Origin of the sequence: Pseudomonas sp. SWI7 (genome assembly GCF_006351945.1) — a bacterium.
GTDB lineage: Bacteria > Pseudomonadota > Gammaproteobacteria > Pseudomonadales > Pseudomonadaceae > Aquipseudomonas > Aquipseudomonas fulva.
Map to the genome: position 1 here is coordinate 2,510,259 of NZ_CP040930.1, position 25,247 is coordinate 2,535,505.

At 59.1% G+C, this 25,247-nt stretch carries 24 protein-coding genes; 14 read left to right on the forward strand and 10 right to left on the reverse strand.

Translation table 11 applies throughout. The annotated features are described in order from the left end of the window. Positions 1-247: 247 nt before the first annotated feature. The 3 genes from FH041_RS11500 to ihfB form a co-directional block, all read right to left on the reverse strand. A complete protein-coding gene (locus tag FH041_RS11500) occupies positions 248-1,681 on the reverse strand; it encodes an MBL fold metallo-hydrolase RNA specificity domain-containing protein (protein ID WP_033736970.1) in 1,434 nt (477 codons plus the stop codon). A 102-nt stretch (positions 1,682-1,783) separates the two neighbouring features. After that, the gene (locus FH041_RS11505; protein ID WP_023536255.1) at positions 1,784-2,047 is read right to left on the reverse strand and encodes a lipopolysaccharide assembly protein LapA domain-containing protein; all 264 of its coding nucleotides are present in this window, start codon (positions 2,045-2,047) and stop codon (positions 1,784-1,786) included. An 18-nt stretch (positions 2,048-2,065) separates the two neighbouring features. After that, positions 2,066-2,365 (reverse strand): integration host factor subunit beta, encoded by a 300-nt coding sequence (gene ihfB, locus FH041_RS11510; RefSeq protein WP_023536263.1) that lies wholly within the window; start codon positions 2,363-2,365, stop codon positions 2,066-2,068. Between the two features lie 249 nt (positions 2,366-2,614). Here ihfB and FH041_RS11515 point away from each other — a divergent pair, with 249 nt between their 5' ends. Next, the gene (locus FH041_RS11515; protein WP_140174622.1) at positions 2,615-7,300 is read left to right on the forward strand and encodes a dermonecrotic toxin domain-containing protein; all 4,686 of its coding nucleotides are present in this window, start codon (positions 2,615-2,617) and stop codon (positions 7,298-7,300) included. A gap of 132 nt (positions 7,301-7,432) precedes the next feature. On the opposite strand, the gene moaB is transcribed toward FH041_RS11515, so the two are convergent. Continuing rightward, entirely contained in the window at positions 7,433-7,948 is a 516-nt protein-coding gene (gene moaB / locus FH041_RS11520) for a molybdenum cofactor biosynthesis protein B (RefSeq protein ID WP_059183246.1), read from the reverse strand. Positions 7,949-8,089: 141 nt separating this feature from the next. Here moaB and FH041_RS11525 point away from each other — a divergent pair, with 141 nt between their 5' ends. Next, positions 8,090-8,977, forward strand: a complete 888-nt coding sequence (locus tag FH041_RS11525; protein WP_140174624.1) for a LysR family transcriptional regulator — start codon at positions 8,090-8,092, stop codon at positions 8,975-8,977. 9 nt (positions 8,978-8,986) lie between these two features. On the opposite strand, the gene xenA is transcribed toward FH041_RS11525, so the two are convergent. Continuing rightward, positions 8,987-10,078 (reverse strand): xenobiotic reductase XenA, encoded by a 1,092-nt coding sequence (xenA, locus tag FH041_RS11530; protein ID WP_140174626.1) that lies wholly within the window; start codon positions 10,076-10,078, stop codon positions 8,987-8,989. Positions 10,079-10,126: 48 nt separating this feature from the next. Between xenA and FH041_RS11535 the strand changes: the two genes are divergently transcribed. After that, positions 10,127-10,462, forward strand: a complete 336-nt coding sequence (locus tag FH041_RS11535) for a helix-turn-helix transcriptional regulator (RefSeq protein WP_049696427.1) — start codon at positions 10,127-10,129, stop codon at positions 10,460-10,462. A gap of 168 nt (positions 10,463-10,630) precedes the next feature. On the opposite strand, the gene mqo is transcribed toward FH041_RS11535, so the two are convergent. Together mqo and FH041_RS11545 are read right to left on the reverse strand one after the other, a co-directional pair. Continuing rightward, a complete protein-coding gene (gene mqo, locus FH041_RS11540; RefSeq protein WP_027914246.1) occupies positions 10,631-12,271 on the reverse strand; it encodes a malate dehydrogenase (quinone) in 1,641 nt (546 codons plus the stop codon). A 239-nt stretch (positions 12,272-12,510) separates the two neighbouring features. Continuing rightward, a complete protein-coding gene (locus tag FH041_RS11545; RefSeq protein WP_042139635.1) occupies positions 12,511-13,371 on the reverse strand; it encodes a LysR family transcriptional regulator in 861 nt (286 codons plus the stop codon). Positions 13,372-13,566: 195 nt separating this feature from the next. Between FH041_RS11545 and FH041_RS11550 the strand changes: the two genes are divergently transcribed. The 5 genes from FH041_RS11550 to FH041_RS11570 are packed head-to-tail and all read left to right on the forward strand — an operon-like array spanning position 13,567 to position 16,266. After that, complete coding sequence (locus FH041_RS11550) at positions 13,567-14,313, forward strand: 2OG-Fe dioxygenase family protein (protein ID WP_027914245.1); 747 nt, start codon at positions 13,567-13,569, stop codon at positions 14,311-14,313. Continuing rightward, positions 14,297-14,779, forward strand: a complete 483-nt coding sequence (locus FH041_RS11555; protein WP_028687400.1) for an N-acetyltransferase — start codon at positions 14,297-14,299, stop codon at positions 14,777-14,779. Before FH041_RS11550 ends, FH041_RS11555 begins: the two co-directional genes overlap by 17 nt. Next, complete coding sequence (locus FH041_RS11560; protein WP_140174628.1) at positions 14,776-15,477, forward strand: AzlC family ABC transporter permease; 702 nt, start codon at positions 14,776-14,778, stop codon at positions 15,475-15,477. Before FH041_RS11555 ends, FH041_RS11560 begins: the two co-directional genes overlap by 4 nt. Then, positions 15,456-15,776, forward strand: coding sequence for an AzlD domain-containing protein (locus FH041_RS11565; protein WP_028687398.1), 321 nt, complete (start codon positions 15,456-15,458; stop codon positions 15,774-15,776). The genes FH041_RS11560 and FH041_RS11565 overlap by 22 nt, the downstream gene beginning before the upstream one ends. 55 nt (positions 15,777-15,831) lie before the next feature. Beyond that, a complete protein-coding gene (locus tag FH041_RS11570; RefSeq protein WP_050587304.1) occupies positions 15,832-16,266 on the forward strand; it encodes a hypothetical protein in 435 nt (144 codons plus the stop codon). A 162-nt stretch (positions 16,267-16,428) separates the two neighbouring features. On the opposite strand, the gene FH041_RS11575 is transcribed toward FH041_RS11570, so the two are convergent. The 3 genes from FH041_RS11575 to FH041_RS11585 are packed head-to-tail and all read right to left on the reverse strand — an operon-like array spanning position 16,429 to position 20,379. Next, a complete protein-coding gene (locus FH041_RS11575) occupies positions 16,429-17,643 on the reverse strand; it encodes a hypothetical protein (RefSeq protein ID WP_027914241.1) in 1,215 nt (404 codons plus the stop codon). Between the two features lie 10 nt (positions 17,644-17,653). Continuing rightward, the gene (locus FH041_RS11580; protein WP_140174630.1) at positions 17,654-19,510 is read right to left on the reverse strand and encodes a hypothetical protein; all 1,857 of its coding nucleotides are present in this window, start codon (positions 19,508-19,510) and stop codon (positions 17,654-17,656) included. Positions 19,511-19,518: 8 nt separating this feature from the next. Beyond that, complete coding sequence (locus FH041_RS11585) at positions 19,519-20,379, reverse strand: SH3 domain-containing protein (protein WP_111475408.1); 861 nt, start codon at positions 20,377-20,379, stop codon at positions 19,519-19,521. 278 nt (positions 20,380-20,657) lie between these two features. On the opposite strand from FH041_RS11585, the gene FH041_RS22790 reads away from it, so the two are divergent. The 6 genes from FH041_RS22790 to FH041_RS11610 all read left to right on the forward strand — a co-directional run bounded on the left by FH041_RS22790 (position 20,658) and on the right by FH041_RS11610 (position 25,050). Beyond that, the gene (locus tag FH041_RS22790; RefSeq protein ID WP_166741481.1) at positions 20,658-20,831 is read left to right on the forward strand and encodes a hypothetical protein; all 174 of its coding nucleotides are present in this window, start codon (positions 20,658-20,660) and stop codon (positions 20,829-20,831) included. Positions 20,832-21,015: 184 nt separating this feature from the next. After that, on the forward strand, positions 21,016-21,801 hold the full coding sequence (locus tag FH041_RS11595) for an RHS repeat-associated core domain-containing protein (RefSeq protein WP_088523122.1): 786 nt from the start codon (positions 21,016-21,018) through the stop codon (positions 21,799-21,801). A 187-nt stretch (positions 21,802-21,988) separates the two neighbouring features. Beyond that, the gene (locus tag FH041_RS11600; RefSeq protein ID WP_168199538.1) at positions 21,989-23,515 is read left to right on the forward strand and encodes a DUF6538 domain-containing protein; all 1,527 of its coding nucleotides are present in this window, start codon (positions 21,989-21,991) and stop codon (positions 23,513-23,515) included. Between the two features lie 616 nt (positions 23,516-24,131). Next, positions 24,132-24,308, forward strand: coding sequence for a hypothetical protein (locus FH041_RS22795; RefSeq protein ID WP_168199539.1), 177 nt, complete (start codon positions 24,132-24,134; stop codon positions 24,306-24,308). Next, positions 24,305-24,526: a hypothetical protein gene (locus FH041_RS11605; protein WP_140174634.1), complete on the forward strand. Its 222-nt coding sequence runs from the start codon at positions 24,305-24,307 to the stop codon at positions 24,524-24,526. The genes FH041_RS22795 and FH041_RS11605 overlap by 4 nt, the downstream gene beginning before the upstream one ends. Further along, complete coding sequence (locus tag FH041_RS11610; RefSeq protein WP_140174636.1) at positions 24,523-25,050, forward strand: hypothetical protein; 528 nt, start codon at positions 24,523-24,525, stop codon at positions 25,048-25,050. Before FH041_RS11605 ends, FH041_RS11610 begins: the two co-directional genes overlap by 4 nt. The last annotated feature ends 197 nt before the right edge of the window (positions 25,051-25,247 follow it).

The window sequence follows — 25,247 nt, forward strand, 5'->3', positions numbered from 1 at the left end:
GCGCACAGCGCAACGCCGCTAAGTTACGCGCCTAGCGTGAGTAATCTCTGGCTATCCATAGGCTCGAGACGCAAGCATCACGGCGAAGAATACCAGAGAATACGCTTTGTAGCTTGCGCGCAGGCTGCGGCCAGCGTGGCCGACATGCCCTACCTGGTGATCGCCTCGGGCAGGTCGCGCGAGAGGGTGGTGAGCCGTGGTGTGTATCAGACAACGTCGGCGCCCATCGTTCCGTGAATCGCTCGCATTATCTTGCGATTTCCACCTGGGTTGGCCAGCCAAGCGCCTGCGTGCGCCGCTGCAGCGCCTGTGCCAGCGCCGTTTTCGCACCGGCCCGGCCATGCACCAGCACAATGCGCGCCGGGGCACGCTCGCTGCTGGTGGCGAAGGCGACCAGGCCGGCCTGGTCGGCGTGGCCTGAATAGCCACCGAGGGTCAGCACTTTGGCCCAGATGCTGTAGTACTGCCCCTCCAGGTCCACCTGGCCCAGGCCCTGCCCCCGTTCGCTGGCCTGGATCACCGCACCGGGAGTGCCCTTGGCCTGATGGCCTACGAACATCACTTCATGCCTGGGGTCGCCCAGCATAGCCTTGAGGTAATTGACGATGCGCCCGCCCGAGCACATGCCGTTGCCTGCAATGACGATGGCGGGCCTGCCGGTGCTTTTTAGGTAGTTGACCACCTGCTGGTGACGGGCGTGGGTGTCTACGCTGATCAGTTGGCCGAACGCGAGCGGGTCGCGGCCATTTGCCAGGCGCGCCCTGGCCTGCTCGTTCCAATAAGGGTGCAGGTCGCGGTAGGCCTGGGTGATGCGCTGGGCCAGGGGCGAATCGAGAATGATCGGCAGCTGCGACCACTCCACGGGCTCGCCTTGTGGCGAGGGGCCTGTCCTGCCCAGCAAGGCCTTGCGGTGCAGGACCTCTTCGAGGTCATGGAGCAGTACCTGGGTGCGCCCCAGGCTGAAGGCCGGGATCAGCAAGGTGCCGTGATCGGCCAGTGCGCGGTCAATGGCCGCTTCCAGTCGCTGGATGCGATCACCAGTGGGTGGGTGAAGGCGGTCGCCATAGGTGCTTTCCAGCACCAGCACATCGGCGTGCTCCGGGGGCTGCAAGGGGCGCAGCAAGGGGTCGTTGCCCGGGCCCAGGTCACCTGAAAATACATAGCGCGTGCTGTTTGGCCCGTGCTGGATGTCGCATTCGACGTAGGCTGAACCCAAGAGGTGACCCGCACGCTGCAGGCGGATGGCGCATGCCACCTGCGGGTGCTGAACCACGGTATGCGAGTGCCCGAAAGGCAGGGGCACGATCAGGTTTTGTACCAGGGCGATGTAGCGGGCCACTTGGGCAGGTGTGCTGTCGATGCCGAGCTTGAAGGCGTCTTCGAGCACCAGGGGCAATAACCTGGCGGAGGGCTCGCTACAGAGGATGGGGCCGCGGTATCCCTGGGCCAGCAATGCCGGAATGCGGCCTACGTGGTCCAGGTGCACGTGCGTGACGATCAGGGCCTGGATGCCAGTGATGTCGAACCCGAGCGCGTTGCCCTGCGCGCCCGGTGTGGCATCGGCGCCCTGCTCGGCACCGCAGTCGACCAGCAGGCTGACGCCAGGGCCTAAATGAAGCTGATGGCAGGAACCCGTCACGCCGCGTACCGCGCCATGATGGGTTAGGCCGGGGTAATCCATGCTGCGCACTCTCGCCGGGGGCTAAAACGAAGTGAGCAATTAGTCCATGGTGACTGTTGCTTTAATAGGCAGGCATTTCCTAAAGCAACCTAAGAAAAATCTTTATTTGCCGCTCAGCGCCGCTTCGCGAGCCGAAGCACGGATTTTGCGCTTGCTGCGCTGCACGCCGTAGGCGCCCAGCAAAGGCCCAACGGCCAGGCCAATGATCAGCGCTGCCAGCACTACCACTGCCACGGGCACCTGTGGCGCAACCCAGCCAAACAAGGTCAAGGCTACGGTCTGCTGGTTTTCCAGCACGAAGAACAGCACTACAGCCGCCAGCAGCAGAACGAAGACAGCTGCCAGTGCACGCTTGAGGTTACGCATTGGGTTGCTCCTAGGAAATCAGGTGTGAGCCTCGTCTTCTTCTTCATTGACCCGATCACGCAATTCCTTGCCGGGTTTGAAGTGCGGAACGAACTTGCCTTCGAGGCTGACCGACTGGCCGGTCTTGGGGTTACGACCTACCCGTGGTGCCCGATAATGCAGCGAGAAGCTGCCAAAACCGCGGATCTCGATGCGATCACCGGTAGCAAGGCATTGTGACATCTGTTCAAGCATGGTCTTGATGGCCAGCTCTACGTCCTTGGACGAGAGTAGCCCTTGATGGGTGACAATACGTTCGATCAGCTCCGACTTCGTCATGATTTTCCCTTCGTTATCAAGCAGCTAGATCATTGCTTAACCAGTTTGTAGCACGGTGCGAGGGATTTGAACAGGTCGGTTCTTGACTTATTCGAAGAATGTTGGTCCAGGCTGGCGGGCAAGTGCAGACAGCACGGCGCCGTGCCTGGGCGCAGCCAAAGGCCTTGACCGATGTGCAGCACATAGATAGCACCGGGTGCCTTGGCACGCTTGGAACATTGTGGTTACAACCCACAAGGAGCTCCAAGCATGCCCTCTTCCCACCCCCATCCACCTGCACCACATGACCTCAATCGTGCCATCGCCATGCGCTTTGGCAACCGCCCTACCCTGCGCCAAGTGGTAGGCGAGCAACTGATGAACCTGATCATCGCGCATTACCCCAAGGTGGCCGTTCACCGCCCCGACATGAAAACGGCCGAACCGCTGAAATTTCTTCGCTGGCACGTGGACGGCTACTGGACAGTTACCCCGCTTGTCGAGGTTGTGCTGCAACGCTTTCTTGATGGCGCACCGGTGGATTTTTCCCGCCAGGACCGCTTCAGCCTCAAACCACCGCTTCGCTTTTTTGCCATCCCCGATGCGTTCGAAACAGCCGATGATGACCTTGTCGACCCCGGCACGCTTAACGACGCATTCAATGCGTTTCTGCCGACCCTTCATGCGTGCTTTGCACAGGCTCAGATCGACTACTGGAATGCAGGCAACGGCAACGATCACGATACCTGGGTTCAACAGGTGCTTCGCGCTGGGCTTCTGAGTGGGTTGGCCGATCAGGCGTTGACCGCTGATGAGCAGCGATGCCTGCAGGATCTGCTGCTCGAAAGAACCGAGGGTTTTGCCGTGCATACCGTACGCATGCATTGGCGCCTGGGCGAAGACAGCACCCGTGAACTGCTGCCTGGGCTGCTGGTGAACGCCAGTAGCGAAGTGGCCAACGTGACACTCTGGTGCACGTCTGCAGGGGATGTGAAAGGTTTCACCTCGCTGGAGGACTTTGGCACCTACTTGCAGACGCAGTACCGGCCGACAGCGACCGATGACGGTTTTTCGTGGGCGCTCTACGAAGCTGACGGTAACGCGTTTGCCTTGTTGTCCGGCGTATTGCTTGAAATCCTGCTGTCGCGGTTGAATCGTGTACGGTTGAGCGATCTGAACACGGTGGATGAGTTGGCGTCTGCCTACCAGGCCGTGGTCGACCCCTCGCAGTTCTTCGCCCAGAGGGCCGATCTGCCCACTCAAAAGCTGGCCATCGATCTGCCTGAGAAATTGTTGAACGCCGACTTCAACAGTCAGAGCCGCTATCTCCAGGCGCTGATCGATGTTTGCGTGTTGCAGGCCTCCCAGGCAAATGCCCAGCCCCCTGCAGAACCGGATGATCTGCAACCCTATGCGCGGCGCAAGCTACGCGAACAGATGCTGGCCGATCACCCTGCAGACGGCGCCTTCGACGCGGATGACCTGTTACTGACCGTCAATACCTACGCCAATGACGGCCATGGGCTGGGTTTCCCGCAGCTGATAGAAAGCAAGACGCTGACGTTGACCGAGTACGCCATCGGTCGCCTTGAGGCAACCGGCGCAAGCCCTGTAGCCGCTGTAGCCCATCGCACCCATGGGCAGATCCCTTCCTGGCTTGACCCCGAGTACCTGCGCCAGTTGGTTGCCACTGTAGACATAGGCGGCACCTATCCGCGCTACCTCGATGGCTTGCTTGGGGATGAACAGTACAAAGCCAGCCACCTCAACGCCTTTGCGGCGCAATGGCGCTTGGGCCTTATGCTCGATGCTGCCTTCGCGCTGTGTACCGGGCATATCGACTCACGCAGCTATGCGGCGGTGGCAAGCTTTTGCCGTTTACCCGCAAGCAATGAGAAGGCGTTGGCCATCGCGCCCCTGGCTTTCAAGCGCTCGCCCGACTCGCAGTTGGTCGACAAGGCGCACGGTTTCTTCGTCATCCAGGTGGCCAATAGCGGCGCACTGTTGCTGTACTGTCCGATGCACAGGGGCGCGCTCAAACAATTCAAGGACCCGCACGGCCTCATGCAGGAGATTGCCCAGCCCGGCCGCGTGCAGGAAGAGGTGCTGGCATGGCTCGACCAAGCGCACCGGGCCGTTTACGACAAGGGTGGCTTCAAAGAGCCCCATCTGCCCCACTGGGTGTTCGATCCGTACGCGCCACTGAGCAAGCCAGCCCCTGTTGAACTCGCGCTGACGTTCTGGACCCATGACATCGATGCGAACCTGTTCGAAGCCAAGCGCTCGATGCTGCTCGAACTGGCCGACCGCAGCGCCATGAGCAACAGCGAGTTACGCTGGCAGTCCATCAAGACGTTTGCCTGGCAGTTGCTGAACGTGGTCGCGCCCGTTCTGCCGGGGCCGATCTCTTCGATTGCCTTGCTGTACATCGGTATGACTGCAGTAGCCGAGGACCTGAAACTGCTGCTTGAAGGCAGCGCTACGGATCGAACCCAAGCTGTGGTGGATCTGCTGAACAACACACTGATGGTGCTGATCCATGCGCAGCTTCCCAGAACGGAGCCGCCCCACGCCGGGGCGCAGACTGGGCTGAGTATCGATCCAGCCTCGGTGCGACTGGGCGGCGATATCGATCCGTTGCCATTGCCTGAGCCGGGCAGTGTGTCCACGGTCGAGGCACTGCAGGCGCAAGCGACCACACAACTCGATTTTGCATGGCGGGGCGCCCAGGGTTTCAATGAGCTATCCGGGGTTCAACGCACGCGATTGCAAGCCATGGCTGCCTCGGTAAGCCTGGACGGCGGGTCGGTGATCAAGCAAGGGCCTCTGGAAGGCTTGTACGAGCTTGAGCATGGGCGCTATGTGCGGCTGCAAGGAAAGGCTTATGCGGTCGACTCGGCCGATGGGCTTACCCGCATCGTCGGGCCGGATGGCAGCCAGGGGCCACTGATCAGACGCGACCCACAAGGGTGGCGTATCGATACGCGACTGCGCGGCGGCGGGGACCGACCCGGTTCAAGCACTCAGCAGCGCTTGCGCGAGCGGTTGGTCCGTCGGATCCGAACCGCGCAGCAGGCGGTCGAAAAAAGCCTCGCCGACGCGGAAAGAGGCGCCGTTGAATATGAAGGCCTGCGCCCACGCATCGAGGCCGCTCGCGCTCAATGGCTGAAAGTGGATGAGCGGCTCAAGCAACCGCCGCCGCAAGATCCTGAACAGCATGCCCAGTTCGAGCGGGCAACCGGGCTGTTTGCCAAACGGCATACGGAGTTGCTGGCGCAGATAAAGAACTTGCGCCGCCAGCGTATCGAATCCGCTGTAGGGATTTTCCAGAGCTACCTTGAGGCCGAGCGCAACATGGTTGCCCTGTTCGATGACCGTAGCTACATGGCCAGCACCAGCTATGCGCCGGAACAGCGGCAGGCGTTGGCAGATGTCAGGCGCAACTTGATTGGCTATGGGCAGTTCATCATCGAAGAGCAGTTGCATACCGGTCGGTTCAGTGAGTATGACCGACTGACCACGGCACTCAACGCCGCGCCACCTGAGGTGCGCCAAGCCGCGTATGACCAGTACCGTGAAGTGCTTGAAAGCATCATTATCGACCAGCCTTTGATCATCGAATACATGGCGGCGCTCGATCGGCTGCTTGCTGTTACCGATTTGGACATGACGGTACCGAGCACTCACGCAGCGGACAGGACCATCGCCCAGATCATCGAAGCGCGCACCACCACCACGCCAAACATACGGTTCTTCCAGGCCATGGGCCTGGTTGAGATGGCGCTGCGTTTTGAGGCCTTGCAAGACTATGCGCACTACGCGGTATTCAGGGCTGCACTCGCCGGGGAGCGCCTGCGGGTGGCCGCTAATGCTCACCATCTGTCCCTGTTCACCGACCTGCAGACTGCTCAGCGTATCGATATTCTGCAGAGTGCCTGGGATGAATATTCGGCCGCCATTCTCAACAGTCAGCGTATTGCCCAGCTGGGCAGCGAGCTCGTGGATATCGAGCGCCTCGAGGCGTATCGACAACAGATGGTCGAGCTCAAGACCATGGCCGGCGACGCGCTGGTCATCGCATTACGCGAGCAGGCCGTCGGCCAGCAACACTCCACCACCCGTCCGGTGTACCGTCGGCAGGCGTTGCAGGTGGCCAAGACAGCGGCCGGCCAGACGGTGATCGGTTCGGAGTCGATCGTGGATGGGCAGCCTGTGCTGCAAGTTCGCGGGACCTTCAGCCAGACGGCACTGCATACCTTCACCCGGGAAAGTGGCACATGGGTCGAACAACTGCCTGCTGTGGGCAAGGTATCACCCCCCAGGGCGCCCACACCGGAAAGCGAACGTCAGGAACAAGCGCTGGCTGAAGGGATGCTTGCTCAGAATCAGAACGTACTTGCCAAAGCGCGCAAGCTGGTCGAAGAAGATATCGATAGCCATTCATTGACGTCGATGCTCGATGCACAAATAGGGGAAGTGCAGACATTGCGCGATCAGCTAGCCGACAGTGAAGCGGACTCTGAACTGCTGCAACGCCTGGACGATGCCTTGGTGGCCTTGCGCGACGGGAAACGCGAGGTGCTGGTCAAGCTGCACAGCACCACACGCTTTCCCAGTGCAGAAGGCTTGCACTACTTGCACAAGCAAGGGCTGGTGCGGGTGACCTATCAAGGGCCGCGGCAGGCGCTGGCCGAAGGTTATCTGGATGAGTACCGCATCGATGTGCTCGAAGCGCCAGGCAGCGAGCGCGGCAAGCCCCTGTGGGCCGCTCACTTTCATTTCAATGACGCGGCCGCCGCACCGACGGCTTTCGGCAAAGGTCATCTGAAACTGTGGCGGCAGCGCAAGCTGGGTTACAGGGAACAGGTCAGAAGCGCTGCCGTGGGCGAGGAGTTGCGGATTCACCGAGGCAACCTGACCTATGCTCAGGCACGTGGGGTAATTCCTTTCCACTGACCAGACGCCGGGGTGCCTTGACGGCTGCGAGCGATTGGGGCTCTTGCGCAGCCGGTTTGGCGCCCTGACAAGGTCGCTCAAAGGTCGGTCAATGCTGCTGAGCCAGGGATCTTTGGTAGGCACCTGCTCCTGCTAAAGCCGCAAATGCTTGACGAAATTGCAAGGCCGGTGCCGGGCGTCGAGCTGTTCGGCAAGGATGCCTTCCCAGGCAGTACGACAGGCCCCGGTAGAACCTGGCAGGCAACAGACCAGCGTATGATTGCTCAGCCCTGCCAAGGCGCGGCGCTGCACGGCCGAGGAGCCGACATCCAGAATGGACAGGGCGTGCAGCAGCTCGCCGAACCCGTCCACGCGCCGTTCCAGCAGGCATTCGACCGCTTCCGGGGTGTTGTCCCTACCGGTAAAGCCTGTGCCACCTGTGATCAACACCACCTGCACCTGCTCGTCGGCAATCCAGGTCGCCACCTGAGCGCGGATTTTATAAAGATCATCCTTGAGCAGAACCCGTGCAATCAGGTGGTGACCCATGTCCACCGAGCGGTCCGCCAGCAGCGCACCTGAGGTATCGCTCTCGACAGTGCGGGTATCGCTGACGGTCAAGACAGCGATGTTGAGCGGCACGAACACCGCATCAGGTTGAACACGCACAGCACAGCTCCTTCCAATGAGGTGGCGGTCACGCTAGTAACATGCGCTGCCAGCGTCCAATCGATAGCGCAAACGGCTCGATCAATGGCATCTATCGCCACGGTACGTTACTGTCGGCGCAACCCTTTAGCAGGCGCAGGCATGGATATCAAGCAACTGAAGTTTCTCATCGCCCTCGACCAGACTCGCCATTTTGGCCAGGCGGCTGCGTTGTGCCACATCACCCAGCCCACGTTGTCCATGCGCCTGCGCAACCTGGAAGACGAACTGGACCTGGTGCTCGTCAAGCGCGGTCAGCGGTTCGAAGGGTTCACCGAGGCCGGCGAACGCATCCTGGCCTGGGCACGGACCCTGCTGGCCGCCCATGACGGCTTGCACGCCGAGGCGGCCCATTGCCGCGGCCAAGTGGTGGGGAGCCTGCGCCTGGGCACGGTGCCGCTGGCCAGTTTCAACCCGATGCAACTGCTGCTGCCGTTGCGGGCCAAGTACCCGGGCCTGCACTTCGAGCTCAGCTCGCTCAGCTCCGAACAGGTGATCGACGGCCTGAGCCGTAACCAACTGGACTTGGGCATCTGCTATCTGGACCAGGTCAACACGCAGTTTTTCGACGTCATCGAGCTCGGTACCACGACCATGGGCCTGCTGCACGATACCCGGCATTTTCAGTTCGACGCCCAAAGCCTGCGCTGGGACCAGCTGGGCGATACGCCACTGGGCCTGTTGAGCAAGGGGATGCATTACCGGCAGTCGCTGGACTTGAGCTTCCGTAGCCGCGGCCTGGAACCGAATGCTGTATTGGAAAGCGACTCCAGCTTTCAGCTGATCCAGGCCATCGCCACTGGCCTGTGCTGCGCCATCATGCCGCTGGGCTGCGGCCTGGAAAGCCTCAGCGAGCACCTGCGCATCGTGCCGGTCACCGATGCCGCCATCCACAGCCCGGTAGGCCTGCTACTGCGCCGCAGCGAGCCCCGCTCGGCAATTGCCGAGCAGTGCTTCGCCGAGGCGCAGTTGGTACTTAAAACGCCCTGACGGCGACCGTTAGCGATACCGCTCAAGCCAATGTGCATAGGGCGCTGGCAAGGTCCAGGCAGCCTTTTCCACGCCCAGCTCCTTGGCCGCGAAATACGCCCAGTGCGGGTCAGCCAGATGAGCACGACCGACCGAGACCAGGTCCAGTTGCTCGGCGCGTACGGCCGCCTCGGCCAACTCCGGTTTGCCAAAGCCCCATGCCGAGGTGACGGGGATACCGGCTTCGCGGCGCACGCGCTCGGCAATCGGGCCCATGAAGGCAGGGCCCCATGGAATGTTGGTATCGGGAATGGTGAAGCCCACGCTTACGCTCAGCAGGTCCAGGCCGCCGGCCTTGAAGCGGCGCGCCAGCTCGATGGACTCCTCCAGGGTTTGCTCGTCACGCCCATCGTATTCCAGCACCCCGAAGCGAGCTGTCAGCGGCAGGTGCTCAGGCCACACTTCGCGTACCGCTGCCAGGGTTTCGAGCAGGAACCGGCTGCGGTTCTCGAAGCTGCCACCGTAGGCATCGGTGCGCTGGTTGGAGTGCTCGGAGAAGAAGCTCTGGCCCAGGTAACCGTGGGCAAAGTGCAGCTCGATCCACTCAAAGCCGGCGTCGCGTGCACGGCGCGCTGCATCGACGAAGTCCTGCTTGACCCGGGCGATGTCGTCCAGGGTCATGGCGCGCGGCACCTTGGGCAGGTTGGCACCGAAGGCGATGGCCGACGGGGCGATGGTTTCCCAGCCACGTGAATCATCGACCGCGATGTGATCATCGCCTTCCCATGGGCGGTTGGCGCTGGCTTTGCGACCGGCGTGGGCGATCTGGATGCCGGGCACGGAGCCGGCCGCCTTGATCGCCTGCACCACGGGCACGAACGCCTGGGCATGGGCATCGCTCCAGATACCGGCGCAGCCTGGGGTGATGCGGCCTTCGGGCGATACCGCCGTGGCCTCGACCACCAACAGACCGGCGCCACCTCGGGCCATGCCAGCCAGGTGCACGTGGTGCCAGTCGTTGATCATGCCGTCTTCAGCGCGGTATTGGCACATCGGCGGGATGGCGATGCGGTTACGCAGGGTGACGTCTTTAAGGGTATAGGGTTCGAACAGGGCTGCCATGGAACACTCCAGGATCATTGAATACTGTAGTTCGATCATAATCGAACTATGGCAATAATGAAAAGCCCCGGTATCATGCAGACCATGCGAGCCTACAAACATCCCACTCCTGATGACCTTATTCTCGAACGCGTGCTGTACGCCTTGAGCGACCCGGTGCGCCTGGGCATCGTCCGCCATCTTGCTGGGGTGACCGAGGCCAGTTGCGGCGAGCTGGACGGAGGGAGGCCCAAGTCGAGCATGTCCCACCATTTTCGTGTGTTGAGGGACGCAGGGCTGGTACACACTCGCAATGTGGGCACCACGCACATGAACTCGCTGCGCAGCGACATGCTCGGGGAGCGTTTTCCGGGGTTGCTGGACTGCATTTTGCGCCAAGTCTGAGCGACCTGCGCTTGCCCGGATTCTCTTAAGCGATCGCCTCCTGCACCCTCAAGGCTGCCGAATGCCTGCGAAGGCGCGACCTCGCCTGCGCCCTGCCTGCCGTAAACCGCGCAAAAAAAAAGCCACGGGGTGACCCCCGTGGCTTTTCGATTACATCAGGGCCGTGAATTACAGGGCCATGTCGTTCTCGGGCTTGCTTTCAACCGGCTGACTTGGCGCGACTGCGCTGGTACCGACGCTTTCGTCGATGACCGGCGGCTTGGCCAACTGCAGCACTTCGGCGGTGTAGTTCCACTCTTTCTGAGTAGCAGCGGCCGAGTCGTTCAGCTTGGTGCCGTAGCTTGGGACGATTTCCTTGATCTTGGCCTGCCACTCTGGAGTAGCGACCTTCTCCTTGAACACGGTTTCCAGCACGTTCAGCATGATCGGCGCAGCAGTCGATGCACCTGGCGAGGCGCCCAACAGACCTGCAATGGTGCGGTCCTGAGAGGCCACCACTTCGGTGCCCAGCTTCAGCACGCCGCCCTTCTCTTCGTCACGCTTGATGATCTGCACGCGCTGACCGGCCTGCCACAGTTTCCAGTCTTCCTTCTTGGCATTCGGGAAGTAGGTGCGCAGCGCGTCGAAACGGTCGTCGTCAGACAGCATCAGCTGGCCTGCGAGGTATTCCACCAGCGGGTACTGGTCGATGCCCACGCGGGTCATTGGCCACAGGTTGTGGGTGGTGGTGCTGCTGAGCAGGTCCAGGTACGAGCCATTCTTCAGGAACTTGGTCGAGAAGGTCGCGAACGGGCCAAACAGAATCACACGCTTGCCGTCGAGCACGCGGGTGTCCAGGTGGGGTACCGACATGGGCGGCGCACCGGTGGAAGCAATGCCGTAGGCCTTGGCCATGTGCTGCATGGCAACGGTTGGGTTTTCGGTCACCAGGAACGAGCCGCCCACCGGGAAGCCTGCATATTCCTTGGCTTCCGGAATACCGGACTTCTGCAGCAGCTTCAACGCGCCGCCACCGGCCCCGATGAACAGGAACTTGGCATCGGTAGCCGACTTGCTACCGTCCTTCAGGTTCTTGTACTCGACGTGCCAGGAGCCGTCCTTGTTGCGGCTGATGTCCTGCACTTCGCTGGACAGCTTCAGGTCGAAGCCTTGCTGGGTCTGCAGGTGACCGACGAACTGGCGGGTAATTTCGCCGAAGTTCACGTCGGTGCCGATTGGCGTCCAGGTGACGGCCAGCTTCTGGGCCGGATCACGGCCTTCCATCATCAGCGGGACCCACTTGGCGATCTGCGCGTGATCTTCGGAGTACTGCATCGGGCGGAACAGCGGGCTTGCCTGCAGCGCTTCATAGCGCTTCTTCAGGAACTTGATGTTGTCGTCGCCCCACACGAAGCTCATGTGCGGCGTGGTGTTGATGAACGCGCGCGGGTTCTTCAACACGCCCTGGCGTACCTGCCAGGACCAGAACTGACGGGAAATCTGGAAGGCTTCGTTGATCTCGATGGCCTTGGAGATGTTGATGTTGCCGTCTTTGTCTTCGGGGGTGTAGTTCAGCTCAGCCAGCGCGGAGTGACCGGTACCGGCATTGTTCCAGCCGTTGGAGCTTTCTTCGGCCACGCCGTCCAGGCGCTCGACCATCTCCATCGACCAGCTCGGCTCCAGCTCGTGCAGCCAGACGGCCAGGGTGGAGCTCATGATGCCGCCGCCGACCAACAGTACGTCGACTTTCTTGGTTTCTGCGGCGTGTGCGTGCATGACAGTTGCAGCGACAGCCAGACCCAGCAAGGTCTTGCCAGCTTTCTTGAACATTGATCAATTCCAGTCAGGAGAACGGAGGTGGGCCTGTGGCTGACCCAGGTAACGCGTGTTCTTCAGCGCAGGCTTGTTATTGATCATTGTTCAGCAGCCAGAGAACCGGAAAACGAATCAGGCTTTTGTCGCATTGACCTACATCACTGAATCGTTTTTCCGATTGTAACCGAAATGCCAGCACAAACAAATTGGGCGGCCAAGCGCAAGACGACAGGTTGTCTCAGGCTGACGGCCCTTCAGGCATTGATCGACTCGAAGGCGTGCATCGGCGCCGTCTTGGGGTAGAACTGAGGAAACTCCTCCTCCACGATCCAGGGCTCCTTCATCACCAGGTACACATCGAGGTATTCAGAATACCCCTCCCAGACGTGCAAGTCGTTCGCCTCGGCCACAGCCCGCGACAGCACGCCCATGCCGCCGAAGCTCTTGATCATCGACACGCTGACGATCTCGCTGCCGGAATGGAACACGGTCGCTGCCTCGAGCCCGCCGCCCTGGTGGTTGGCGAAGCGCGAGAAGATGGAGGCGTACGGGCATTCGGGCAACGGCTTGATGACCACCGACGGGGCGGTGTCGCCACTGACCGAGCAGGCCACTACCTCGATGCGCAGGCCCTTGAGCGAAACCGAATAGAACCCCTCGGGCATGCTGTCGCCCAGGATCACCACCATGTCGGCTTCGCCCTTGGCCAGCTTGGTGAGGTTGTCGGGGGATTCGGAACAGCTGAAGATGGGGCTGCACCCGGACAGGTTACTGGCCACACCCGCCATGATCTGCTGGTTGATCTCCATCGACAGGGTGCTGTTCAGGGCGACCCGCAATGGCTGGCTTTGGCGTTCGCGCAGTTGCTTGATCTTCAGTTGCATGCGTTCGGAGCAGCGCACGATCTCCAGCACATGGGGCAGGATCCCGACCCCTTCCTGCGTCAGCGACACGCCTTTGTTGGTGCGGTCAAAGAGCTTGAAGCCGCAGTGATCCTCCAGTTTTTTCAACTGCGCCGCCAGCGCCTGCACCGTCACGTGGACCTGCTCGGCGGCATCGGTGATCGACCCCGTTCTCGCGACGTTGGCGATGTTTCGCAGCACCTTGATATCCATTCGACACCCCTCCCAAGACGTGCTCAAGCCCGCATGCAACAAGGCCTGGAAGGATAACGCACAACCGCCGCCGCTGTCTGCTCGGTACGTCGGCTGGCAACAAGCGGCGGTTGAGGCACCTCAAAAAAAAGTGAAGTTTCTGCCATCATTTCGCCTGCTAGATTGGCGCCCAGATTTCAACGGGAAGAGATGCCAATGCTTACACTCAAACGGAATATTGATGACGCACTGCGCCTGAACAAGACGGTCAACGTGCTGGGCAAGGACTTCGCATTGAATGGCGGTTTTGGCCATTTCGTGGCGTTCTCCAAGAGCTGGGAAACCATGGGCGTGGACAAGTACTACGGCCAGGCCGACAAGGGTACCCGCTACCGCCGCTACAGCGATTTCGACTTCAACCCGGCGACCGGCGAGCTGCAGCAGCTCGAACACCGTGCCTATGAACAGTCCGAGGCCCATAACCAGTATGTGGGTGGCATGCGGCGCCACTTTGACGATGTGTCCAGCGATGTCTTCAACTCACCGGTGCTGCGCGCCCTGATCAAGCTGGACTTCGATGTGTACAAGGCCGTGCTGCCCGAAGAGCTGCACAACGTGCCTTGGCAGTGCCAGGTTCACCAGATCCGCATCGAGGTCAAACCCGGCGAGCAGATCGAAATCACGCCAGAAGGCATCCATTGCGATGGCTACCCTTTCAGCGGCGTGCACTTCTGGGGCCGCCATAACATCGAAGGCGCCACCAGCAAGGTCTATGACAAACAGTCGAACGTGATCGACTCCGGCACCTACCAGGAAATTCTCGACACCACGTATTTCCTCGACCGCGAGCTGCAGCACTACGTTACCCCGGCCACCAACCCCAGCGAATCGGAAATGGGCTATCGGCAGATCATCGCCATCTCCTTCTCCCGGCCGGGGACCGAACATGACATTGTCAAATAGCCTTGAGCAGGCAACGCGCAGCGTTGCCGTGCCCGACCGCATGAACGGCCTGACCATCAAGAAGGCCACGCCGTTTCATGCCACGCGCCTGGTCAATTTCCTCAAGCGGTTCGACGAGATTGCGTTTTGTGACTGGCAGAGCGAGGACCTGCTCAAGGGCTTGTTGAGCCATGACAACACGTTCTGCTACCTGGCGGAAAACCACAGCGGGGCGATCATCGGTGCCGTGGCCGGGGGGACGATGGGTACACGCGGTACCATCAACCACCTGGCAGTGTCGCCGGACTATCGCCACAGCCGCATCGGCACGTCCCTGACCAACTCGATCCTCAACGACTTCCGTCAGCATGGCATCCGCCGGGTGTTCCTGTTCATCGACCAGGACAATGCGTCGGCGGTGCGGTTCTGGAACCGACAGGGCTTCAGCCAGACGCGCGGCGAGATCACCTGCGAGGTCGATCTATGACCGACCTCGCCTTGCACCCGGTCTCGCGCAGGGAAAGCTTCGTCGATGCCTTGCCGGTGATCACCGGCTACTTCGTCGTGAGCTTCGTGTTTGGCGTGATGTGCATCAACGCCGGGCTGCCCTTGTGGCTCCCGGTGGCGATGTGCGTGTTCGTCTACGCAGGCGCCGCGCAGTTCGCGGCGCTGGCGCTGATCACCTCGGGTGCGCCGTTGCTGACCATCGCGTTGTCAACGCTGCTGATCAATTCGCGGCACATGCTCATGGCCATGTACATGGCCAAGCAGAGCGATGGGCTGGGTATCTCCAGGTCGCAAAAGCTGATGTATGCCTTTGGCCTGACCGACGAATCGTTCGCCTTGCACAGCCAACGCCTGCAAGCCGGCAAGTACACCCCGCCTGGCTACCTGCTGCAGTTCAACACCTGGTGCCATGCCAGCTGGATTGCCGGCGCCCTGCTCGGCGCCGTGGCCTCCGATGCGCTGAGTCGCTTCTCTGCATTCAAGCTGGACTACGCGCTGAGCGCCATGATGATCTTCGTGCTGGTGTCGCTGTGCAACAGCCGGCCCAAGCTGATCGTCGCCCTGGTGGTGATTGCCGCGACCTGCCTGCTCAACGCGCTGTACCCCTCCCCTTTAAATGTGTTCGTGGCTACGGCCGTGGGCTGCGGAGTAGGCCTATGCCTGAAGAAAAATACCTGATCGGCGCGGTGGCCTTGATGATGGCCATCACCTACTTCACCCGGGCCACGCCCCTGCTGTTCCGAATGCAGGGCACGCCCAAGGTGTTCAACGACGTCATCGAGTACCTGCCCGTGGCGATCATCGCCAGCATCACCGTGCCCGCGCTGCTGATGGCCAAGGACGGCTCGCTGATGGCCATGAACGCCGACATGCTGGCCGCCGTGCCGGTGGTGATCGTGGCCTACTTCACCCGGAGTTTGATTTTCAGCGTGGCGGCAGGCATTGCCGCGCACGTCGCCATCACGCTTGTGGCGTGACGTCGATCTCAATTGCACCTGTGCGTAACGGCATCGAATCTACAAGGACACTGGCATGAGCCCTGCCCGTAAACACGTGACACTGGCAAATCTGAGCGAGTTTGCCCGCCTCATGCCCAAGGGCTTGCCACAGGACCAGGTAATCGCGGCACTGGATGACCTGTCGCTCAAATGCTCGCTGAACTACCAGCTGAGCAAGACGTTCCTGGCCGAGGGCTGGATCGTGGAGTACCGCCACTTGCGTGCTGCAGCCCGGCTGAACCCGGTCAACGACCTGCTTCTGTTCGCCACCGCCGGTGGCTTGAGGGTTATCAAGGCCGATGGCACGCAGCAGCTGATGAAAAGCGGCGATCAGCTTGTGCTGGCAGCGGACACCCAGGTGACGGTTTGGCCTGAGGGCGAGGATGGACATGCCAGTTTGATTGCACTGTCCGTTGAGTTGGATTTGGGGCAGGTGCTTGAAGATGTGGGGGATGAGCGGGTGTGGTAGGTGGGTGACGCCCAGGGGGGGGGCGTAACGGCAAGGCCGCTAACTCAGGCGTCACACAGTCCGTGTGGGAACGGCCTTGCCGGGGCACCGGACCGGCCGCGATGGGCCGCAACGCGGCCCGGGCATGCAGGCGGTTAGCACACGGCCCGCCCCAACAACCTCCTAGTTCGTCTCCAGCTCATACGCCTTGCTCACGAACAACGCGGCGTAAAGGCTCTTGCCTTCCTTGAAGGTGTAGGTTTCCTCGAAGTCGTCCCCAGCCGCCAGCTTCTGCGCAATGGCGCATTCCGAATCGCTGTGCTGCTTGGCCTTGGTGCCAAAGTCGCTGCTCCAGCTAGAAAACCCTACCGCTTGGCAGAAGTCGGCAAACTTGGCGTTGGGCGTGGTGTGCTGGAAGGCTTCGAAGGCCGTACGCACGGGCTTGAAGCCGCTGTAGCTGAGCTCATAGCGCTCCACCTTGGCCTTGCGCGCCAGTTCCGACACTGCCTCGCTGAACATGGCCAGGCCAGAAGGCGGGCTGAAGGCGGCGACGATCTGACCGCCCAGGGCTGCCTTGAACTGGGCCTGCACATCATCGAGTTCGGGCATCGAGTGCAAGGTAGCCTTGCGCACGATTTCGCCCACCTTCGAACCGTCGTTGCGGTGAGTGACCACGAACGTCATCACGCCCTCGCCATCGCTGGAGCGCTGCAACGTGAGGTCCAGGTCGATCCTGGTCCCGAATTGCCCTGTGCTGTTGACCAGGAAAGCGCCTGTGACAGGCTGGCGCGCCGCCAGGTTCACCCCCCAAGGCATCTTCGCCTGGCTCGCGCGGCCGTTGGCCGTCAGCTCGGCGGTCGGTTGGATTTCGTCGCTCACATCGGCGACACGGACGATGTCCTGGCCCTGGGCCGCGATATACGGGTCGGCCATCTGCATGCCCAGCAACTGGACATGGATCTCGCCATCCTTGCTGTCACCGCTGTGCGACAGTTTCAACGCATCGGCCTTCAGGAAAACGCCGGTCACGTAGCGTGATTCAAGTGCGTTCATCTGGTACTCGGCCCAGTTGCCCAAGCCTTCGTGCATGTCCATGCCGCGCATCGAGGCCATCACGCCGGCCATGCTGCGCATGAACTGTTGCGCGCCGTTGGTCTGCACGGCGGCCACACGGACCTCTGGGTCGGCCACTGTCAGGTTACCGGAGAGCGCCGAGTACGAAATGTCGCCTTCGGACAGCACGTCTTCAAGGAAGTAGCGTTCTTTGAAGTCTTCGTAGTACGCCATGGCTTGCTTCTTGCCACTGCTCGACACCACGGCATAGGTGACGCCGAGCGCTACCGCCACGACCGCCACACCGCCAATCAACTTCTGCTTTGCGTTCATCTGCTTGATCATGGGTTATGCCTTACTGGACCTGTGCCGACGCGTTTTTCCAGTCGTTCACAAACTGTTGGGAGACTTCGGGCGTCCAGTTGGAGTCGATGCCTGCATTGGGGAATTCCTTGGCCAGCACGGCGCCATAAGACACGCGATCGGCGCAGCGCTCCTGCTCGCAGGCCTTCGGCTCGCCCACACTGTAGGCGCGGTAGGTAGGAATGGCGCGACCGTCTTCGAGCGGGTAGTAAGGGGTGGCGTTGGCAACCTGGGCCACGTACCAGCCTTCGGGGTATTGCTGCTCGGCAAGCAGACGCCCTTCGCCTGGGTAGTCGACGGTGTAGAACTCGCCCTTCTTGCCGGTGACATGCACCATCATCGGCGTCACGTTCTGCGACGACGTAGGGTCCTGCTGCTGCAGCGGCGAAGGGAAACGCACCTTGATGCCGGCCATCTGCGCCAGTGCCTCGGTTTCACGCCCCTTGAATTCACCCATGCGCTCCTGCAACTGCTGGTAGCGCTCAAGCACACGGGTGTGCTCCCAGGCCAACTGCTGCTGACGATTGCGGGCTTCACGCACGCGCTGCTTCTCGCGCTGCTGCGCCCAGTTGGTGCCGTTGCGCACATCGAAGTACAGGCCCTGGCGGCCCATGCCGATGCGGTTGCGCACGATCTTCTGGTCGTCGTTGCCCCAGATTCTATTGGAAATGGCCGACAGGTCCTTGACGATGAGCAGGTCGGCCACATCGGTGGTGCTCGGCGATGCGTTCTTGATCAGGTCGAAGGCCTGCAGCGCAGTTTCCTTGTATTTCGCCGGGTCCAGGGCGAAGGCGTCGTCCGGGGTTACGCCGACGTAGTACGGGTCGGCGAGGAACGGCCCTACAGCGCCGTAGGTAGGACGGGCGAACGCCAGGTACACCTTCATGTTCCGATCGGGAATTTCACCCACCAGCAACGCCACCTGGTCCGCTTCGGCCGTGAGGTAGCTGACCGACTTGTCCTTGACCGCCGCCTCGTAACGCTTGCTGAACATCAAGGCGCTGGGGTGGACGTAGATGCGATTCCAGTCGTTGCCGCGGTAGGTGCCTTCGGCTTTCCAGCTGATCTTCTCGAAATTGCCCGCACCAAAGCCGGAAGCCGGACAGGGCATGGCTGGCGTGGTGCCGAACGTGAGGGTGTCGCCTTCACTGATGATGGTGCTATTGAGCACCCACTTGCAGCCGGCAGCGTCGGTGATCTGCATCAGCTTGCTGTTTTTCAGCACCACTGAGCGGCCATAGTCCGAGGTGGGGGCTGCCGCCACAGCGGCGCCGGCTGCCTTGGGCGCGACGGCAGGCGCTGGCGCCGGTTCAGGTGCGGGCGCTGGGGTGGGAACAGCGGCCGGTTCTGGCTTGGCGGCCGGCGTAGGGGCAGCCGCCACGGCTGGTGCTGGCGCCTCGACAGGCGCAGGCGTAGCGGCAGGGGCAGGTGCCTCGGCTGGTGCTGGCGCAGAAGATGGCGCTGGTGTTTCAGTCTGCTGAGGGGCTGGGGCCGTGGAGGCGGCAGGTGCAGCAGCCAGGTTCATCAAGCCCAGGTTGCTGGCATTGCCAGCGCCGCTGGCATACAGCGCGCCCTTGCCATCGACCGCCTTCCAGCTGACCTTGGCCGTGGAGCAGTCCTTGGCGAACACGAACGGCAACTTGTTCAGCAGGCCCGAGAGCATGTCCGGGTTGTCCCAGGCAGGCCGGGTGATGGTCAGCTCGACCTCGGGCTTGCACCAGGTCGCGGCCTCACCGGGCACTTCGACCTTGATATTGTCCTTCTTGGAAAACGCCAGCTCGTGGGCGAAAGCCTGCGGTACCAAACCGCAAGCACCGATCACGGCGAGCGCAAGGGCGTGCTTTTTCATGGAAGTTCTCAAATCAGTTCCCAGGTGCCATTGGCCTGTTTGCAGAAGGTGTTCTGTTCCTGTTCGGTCTTGCCTTCCTTGGACTTCAGGCTGACCGTCACGGGGCGGCAAGCCGCCTCGGCAGCGACGGTCTGGGTAGGCAGGCTTTGCAGCGTATCCAGGTCGAAGCCTTGGGTTTCGCTACTGGCCGCCACGTCCAGCTCATCCAGGTTCACCGCCGGGGTAACGCGCTTGGCCACGGCCTGGGCCTTGGGCTCGACGTAGTCCTTGTGCACGTAACCGACGGTCACGCCTTTGCGCCCTACCAGCACCCAGTCGCCGGTTGAACCGACGGCCGTGAATTCGGTGTGGTTCTTCAGGCTGCCGACTTTCTCGCCCTTGGCGTTGGGCGCCGCGCGCACATTGAGGTTGTCGCTGGTGGTCACGTAGGGTTCGTTGATCAGCTTCATCGACGGAACGGCCTGGATCTTCGGCGCGCGCTTGACCTCGACCTGCTTGGTCTTGGTGTACTCCTTGCCTGTCACGATCTGCGCGCTGGCGCCGGAGTGGTCGGACTTCCAGGTCACCGGCTGTGCATTGGCCGTGGCCTGTTGCTGGCTCAGCACTTCCTGAGTGCGCATGGCCAAGGCCTGCTGGTCTTTTTCATCGAGCATGTTGCCGATGCGGTTGCCCACGTAGGCACCGATGCCGCCTGCGATCAAAGCGGCCGCCAGCTTGCCGTTGCCGCTGCCCATGGTCGAACCGATGGCAACGCCCGCCAGGCCGCCGATCACGGTGCCGGCTTGTTCTTTGCTGATGCCAAGCTGGGCGCAGGCGGTGGTCGAGGCGATGGCGACGGCCAAGAGGGAGGCGATGAATTTCTTATGCACGTGGATCACTCCATTTTCCAGTGGACGCACAGCCGTAAACCGCAGCCTTTCGGGCAGCAGCGTGGGCGTGGGTGTGATGGGCTTGCAGGGGGGAGCCAGTGGAAGCCGCAGAAGGCGACGCCACGGGTGAGCGAACAGTGAGGGGTATGTGTAGCGAAGCGCAAAGCATCCAACGAATCCATGTCAGAAAGCACTCATCGCCCGGCGCACGTAGTCATTACGGCGTGTTGTCCAGGCATGAGAGGCGAACAGAGGCGGCATTGTAGCGCAGGTGGTGAATGGCAGATCAAGACAAAATGTTGCGGATGGCTGAGCGGCATGGGATTGCCATGGATCGATACTTCAATCGCCTTTTAACCCAGATTAACCCCTTTTCTTTTAGACCGTTCACAAACACACTGCTTCCTGCCCAAGCGGTCGTGCCGGAGCAGATTGCGGTCATTGAGTCGTGAAGGATAGAAAACTGTATGCAGCGCTTTTACGACCTGTCCCACGACCATTCTTCAGCCAAACACATGCACAGGAGGGCGGGCAAACCAGCACATCGATGGTACTGCCACTTGTACACCTAACAATAATGGCAGTAGAAGCATTCGATACCGTGCGATATCAAGGCGTTTTGAGCTGGAGGTGGATATGCCTAAACATGCCGCGTGGCATTTTTATACGTGCTACGGATTTGCTGAATACACAAGCTCCGTGTCGTCGGGCTTCTGTGACTACCTGATAGACGCCCCTTCACGTAATTGCATACTCGGAAACGGTTACCGACTCTACAGCCCGACCTTGATGCGCTTTGTATCGGCTGACAACGAAAGTCCATTCGCGAACGGCGGTAACAATGCCTACTGTTACTGCGGCGGCGACCCAGTGAATCGCCTGGATGGATCAGGGCGTAGCTGGAGAAATGCGCTCGTGTACAAGCGGGCTAAACTGATCCCTCACCAGAACCCCGTCAGCACACAACGATTGAGAGCGCTCAAAAATACCAAAGTGGCCAAACTGTCATCCGCCTTCAAAGCCAAATTCAAAGCCACCCGGTCAATAGATATTGACGCTACGCAATACGCCGAAATAGCACCGCTTGTCAGGTATGAGTCGGTTGTCAACGCCAAACACGCTTACTTGCATAGGCTTGACGACAGGAGGTTCATACCGGAGGCAATCGGTATGTTGACGCGGGATTATTCCATAGTCATCAAGGCTCGGCGTTCTGTACAGAGGTCTTACTTCTCGGACATGACGCGGGCACAGGGATACGATATCAGCAACAAGCACAGACTTAATATGCGCGGTTTCAGCCTTCGAATGGAGCGCCTCAGGAAGGACAGAGACCTTGCTCGCATTGAGCTTGCACAGCATCGGCAAGAATTGCCTGAGTTGGATAACACAAGGACATCGGCGGGACGGCTGCCCCTATAGCGCACCCATCAGCGTCAAAGCACACATACGAAAAAGCCCCGCAGACCTAAATCTGCGGGGCTTTACGTGTATGGCGGAGAGATAGGGACTCTAAGATTTCAACTCTACAGCCCTTGAAGCACGGTATCTCTTGGCTTTCAGCGGCATGAGTGGTCAAATTGAGTGGTCAAAATGGAGACTGATCAGCATGGCCACACACCTCATTCAGAAGCCCGGCGAAAGCACGTGGTACGTTCGCATGGCAGTCCCTGCGGATGTTCGGCACGCCTTCGGTGGTCGTACCAAGCTGATCAAGACAACCGGCACCAGTAACAAGTCAGAAGCCATGAACAGGCGACTACCGATCCTGGCACAGTGGAAAGCTGACATTGCAGCAGCACGTGAGCAAAAGCTCGCTGCACGCGAACAGTGGCGCCCCGAACTGGCAGAGAAGGCAGTGAAGCTATGCCTACAGATTGATGCTCATTTGCTGGACGCTGCCAAGAACCCAGCTAAAGGCTTAGGCGGTACAGCCACTGAGATTTACGCTCGCTCAGATAAGCTGGATCAGGAAATACAAGAGTTCTTGCATCAAGCTCAGCAGTTAGAAGCACAAGGCGCCACTGGGCTGATAGAGCGAATAAAAGCTGAATTCCAATTTGCCGGATCAGAACAAACAACAATGGTTGATTCCGTGCTGCGTTCCGGAACACTTGTTCAAGAAATGATGGCTCAACTCGCCGAACGCAAACATAACCTTTCTCCAACTGATGTTAGTGAGGCTCGTGAGATTATTAAATCACCGGCAACCTACAAGCCGGTATCGCCAATTACGGATCGACGGTTGGAAATCTTTCGTGCTCACCGCATCAAGGAAGGTATTGCAGAGAAAACAATTGATCAACAGGAAAGCAAGCTCAAGAAGCTATCAGACTACCTGCGTGACCATGGGGTTCGATTGACCAACGAAACGGTCGCCGCATGGTTGGAAACGCTGAGCGTAACGAGTAAAACCAAAGCCCAATATTTGCTCGCAGGATCAACTTTCTGGCAGTGGGCCATGAAAAATGACGTCCAATGGAAAAAAATACAAGAAGATCAAGACAATCCATTCAAGGAACAAGCTCTTCCGAAGGTTCGCGGTAAAGCGAAGGTGGAGGCAGCACGAAAAGCATTCACTCCAGAACAGATTGAAAGCCTATACAAAGCCGCTCATGGACATGGCAATCATGCCCTGTGTGACCTCATCGTGCTCGGCGCTCACACTGGTTGCCGCATTGAAGAACTTGCACAACTTCGCAAGGAGTCAGTTGTAAAGGTCGAGGGCATTCTCAGCTTCAAAATTGAGGACAGTAAAACCGCTGCTGGAATTCGAGAGATTCCAGTACACCCCGCTATCCATACCACCGTTAAACGACTTATGGCCGATAGCATTGATGGTTACCTTCTACCCTCCTCAAGCGGCAATAAATATGGGATCAGATCAGACTCTCTGAGCAAAGCATTCGGCAGGGTCAAATCGGCAGAAGGTTTTGGCAAACAACACGTTTTCCACAGTGTACGTGCAATGGTAGTAACATTACTGCTACGCGCTGGAGTTGTCGGCCCAACAGTTGCGAACATTGTTGGTCACGAAACCGGTCTAGTTACATTCGATGTATACGACCAAGGTGCTAGCCCTGTGCAAAAACTGGATGCACTTTCAAAATTATCATTTAATTTCACAAAACCGTGAAAACAGCAATCACATTATTGACAGGAATCAAATCTCAATGTTATTATTGTTGTAAGTTGATTAAATCAACACCCCCACCATTTCAAGCTCAGGCTATCAAGCCGAACATGCCCCTCCTTGCATGTTGAGCTTTGAACCCGTTCGAGTTCCGGGTTCGTTCTCCTCACCGCACGTTATTCCCCTTTGCATACGTGCGGTATTACCCCGTATTGTCCCGGTGCTTCTTCTCACTGGTTGATAGTACGGGCTTCTTTTTGCCTATTCAAACATCTGTTGCATCCCACTAACACATCGGGAGGATTACCCTATGGAAAACCAAAAGCGCTTTTGCATTGTTTGCAACTCACCAATCAACCATCGTAGGGCAGATGCCCGCACTTGCAATACAAACTGTCGATCTGCCTTGTATCGTCGAAACCTTTCACAGCGTGTCTTAGTGCGCTTTCAGTGCTCGCTTGATATCTACACCAACTTAGCGGTTAAGGCACTGAAAGCTGGAGTAGGCGTTGACGCATTCCTGCACAAACTCATCAAGAATCATTGTTGAAGCTTTCTTCCCTCCATTAGCTATCACCACCCAACCGCAATAGCGGTTAAATTAATCTAGAGGACTCACATGACAACGTACGACATCGAACAACACTTGGCTCGAAAGCAAATTGAACACTATACGCTTCTCAAACAAGCTGCTGCTGCCACAGGTGACAAACAAGAGTACAGGCGAGCAATTGACATGATTGACCAGATTGCGACCCGCAACGGCATTCACATTAACAAGCGGGTGATTTCATGAATGTCAAAAAGCTGCTTAATTCGATTAATCAAGCTGCTCAACGCAGAGCAAATGATCAAGGTAAGCCTGCTACCTCTAACCCTACGGAAATTCCAGTTCCAAAAAACGCCAGCAGTGTAGAAGTTGAAAACACCGACACTCAGTTAGAGACCTATCGCACCAATGTACTGACACTGTGTATCAGATTAATCAAATCGAAAAAGGACCAAGACAAATGAGCAAACTATCGACTACTACCATTCATGGTGCACCACCTTCCTGGGATGATGCAGAATTCAATCGCCGGCTACAGGTTCGATTTCATGCCTACAGCAACACACGCGAATGCACAGAACTGATCAGTCACCCACTTGAACATGAATGGTTGAAGTTGGTAGCACAGAAAGTGAGCGAGGGTTTCACTATTGATCGACTTTGGTCAATATCCCACGCACAGCTGACACACAGCGTACCATTGGTTAAGCCTGAGGCAGTTCAGATTGAAGAAAAAGAACAGTTGAAAGCAGTGGTAAAAGCGGAGTACGTTGCTTTCCTACAAACCCAGCTGGACAGCTACAAAGCGAAACTTGCAAAACAGTTGCTGGAGACCGCAGAAGCTAAAGAGCGTCAAAAGCGAGAACGTGAAGAAGCCAAGCGTATTGCTGATGCAGAACGCGAAGCTGATGAATGTTTCGGTCAACTGAAGATTCCTGACGGTTTCCCAGAGGTTAAAGCAGCTGAATTCAACCTAGAGTTGGAATAACCATGTCGAACGTGATTGTTATTCATCAGCAACACAACCTCATCGCCGGAGCTTATCAGACAAAAGACGTTGAGAGCCTGAGAAGGCGTTTAAAATCAGACTTCATCATCATGAATGTGTGCAATGTAATCTTGAGTAAATGCCGACAATTGCTAGCAAGGCACGAACCGCATAATATGCTGCCTGATGCTTCCGAG

Excerpts from the sequence above, each read along its gene's own strand:
- FH041_RS11500 (WP_033736970.1), bottom strand. The coding sequence starts at position 1,681 with ATGGATTACCCCGGCCTAACCCATCATGGCGCGGTACGCGGCGTGACG.
- FH041_RS11505 (WP_023536255.1), bottom strand. The coding sequence starts at position 2,047 with ATGCGTAACCTCAAGCGTGCACTGGCAGCTGTCTTCGTTCTGCTGCTG.
- ihfB (WP_023536263.1), bottom strand. The coding sequence starts at position 2,365 with ATGACGAAGTCGGAGCTGATCGAACGTATTGTCACCCATCAAGGGCTA.
- FH041_RS11515 (WP_140174622.1), top strand. The coding sequence starts at position 2,615 with ATGCCCTCTTCCCACCCCCATCCACCTGCACCACATGACCTCAATCGT.
- FH041_RS11525 (WP_140174624.1), top strand. The coding sequence starts at position 8,090 with ATGGATATCAAGCAACTGAAGTTTCTCATCGCCCTCGACCAGACTCGC.
- xenA (WP_140174626.1), bottom strand. The coding sequence starts at position 10,078 with ATGGCAGCCCTGTTCGAACCCTATACCCTTAAAGACGTCACCCTGCGT.
- FH041_RS11535 (WP_049696427.1), top strand. The coding sequence starts at position 10,127 with ATGGCAATAATGAAAAGCCCCGGTATCATGCAGACCATGCGAGCCTAC.
- mqo (WP_027914246.1), bottom strand. The coding sequence starts at position 12,271 with ATGTTCAAGAAAGCTGGCAAGACCTTGCTGGGTCTGGCTGTCGCTGCA.
- FH041_RS11545 (WP_042139635.1), bottom strand. The coding sequence starts at position 13,371 with ATGGATATCAAGGTGCTGCGAAACATCGCCAACGTCGCGAGAACGGGG.
- FH041_RS11550 (WP_027914245.1), top strand. The coding sequence starts at position 13,567 with ATGCTTACACTCAAACGGAATATTGATGACGCACTGCGCCTGAACAAG.
- FH041_RS11555 (WP_028687400.1), top strand. The coding sequence starts at position 14,297 with ATGACATTGTCAAATAGCCTTGAGCAGGCAACGCGCAGCGTTGCCGTG.
- FH041_RS11560 (WP_140174628.1), top strand. The coding sequence starts at position 14,776 with ATGACCGACCTCGCCTTGCACCCGGTCTCGCGCAGGGAAAGCTTCGTC.
- FH041_RS11565 (WP_028687398.1), top strand. The coding sequence starts at position 15,456 with ATGCCTGAAGAAAAATACCTGATCGGCGCGGTGGCCTTGATGATGGCC.
- FH041_RS11570 (WP_050587304.1), top strand. The coding sequence starts at position 15,832 with ATGAGCCCTGCCCGTAAACACGTGACACTGGCAAATCTGAGCGAGTTT.
- FH041_RS11575 (WP_027914241.1), bottom strand. The coding sequence starts at position 17,643 with ATGATCAAGCAGATGAACGCAAAGCAGAAGTTGATTGGCGGTGTGGCG.
- FH041_RS11580 (WP_140174630.1), bottom strand. The coding sequence starts at position 19,510 with ATGAAAAAGCACGCCCTTGCGCTCGCCGTGATCGGTGCTTGCGGTTTG.
- FH041_RS22790 (WP_166741481.1), top strand. The coding sequence starts at position 20,658 with ATGGCAGATCAAGACAAAATGTTGCGGATGGCTGAGCGGCATGGGATT.
- FH041_RS11595 (WP_088523122.1), top strand. The coding sequence starts at position 21,016 with ATGCCTAAACATGCCGCGTGGCATTTTTATACGTGCTACGGATTTGCT.
- FH041_RS11600 (WP_168199538.1), top strand. The coding sequence starts at position 21,989 with ATGGCCACACACCTCATTCAGAAGCCCGGCGAAAGCACGTGGTACGTT.
- FH041_RS22795 (WP_168199539.1), top strand. The coding sequence starts at position 24,132 with ATGACAACGTACGACATCGAACAACACTTGGCTCGAAAGCAAATTGAA.
- FH041_RS11605 (WP_140174634.1), top strand. The coding sequence starts at position 24,305 with ATGAATGTCAAAAAGCTGCTTAATTCGATTAATCAAGCTGCTCAACGC.
- FH041_RS11610 (WP_140174636.1), top strand. The coding sequence starts at position 24,523 with ATGAGCAAACTATCGACTACTACCATTCATGGTGCACCACCTTCCTGG.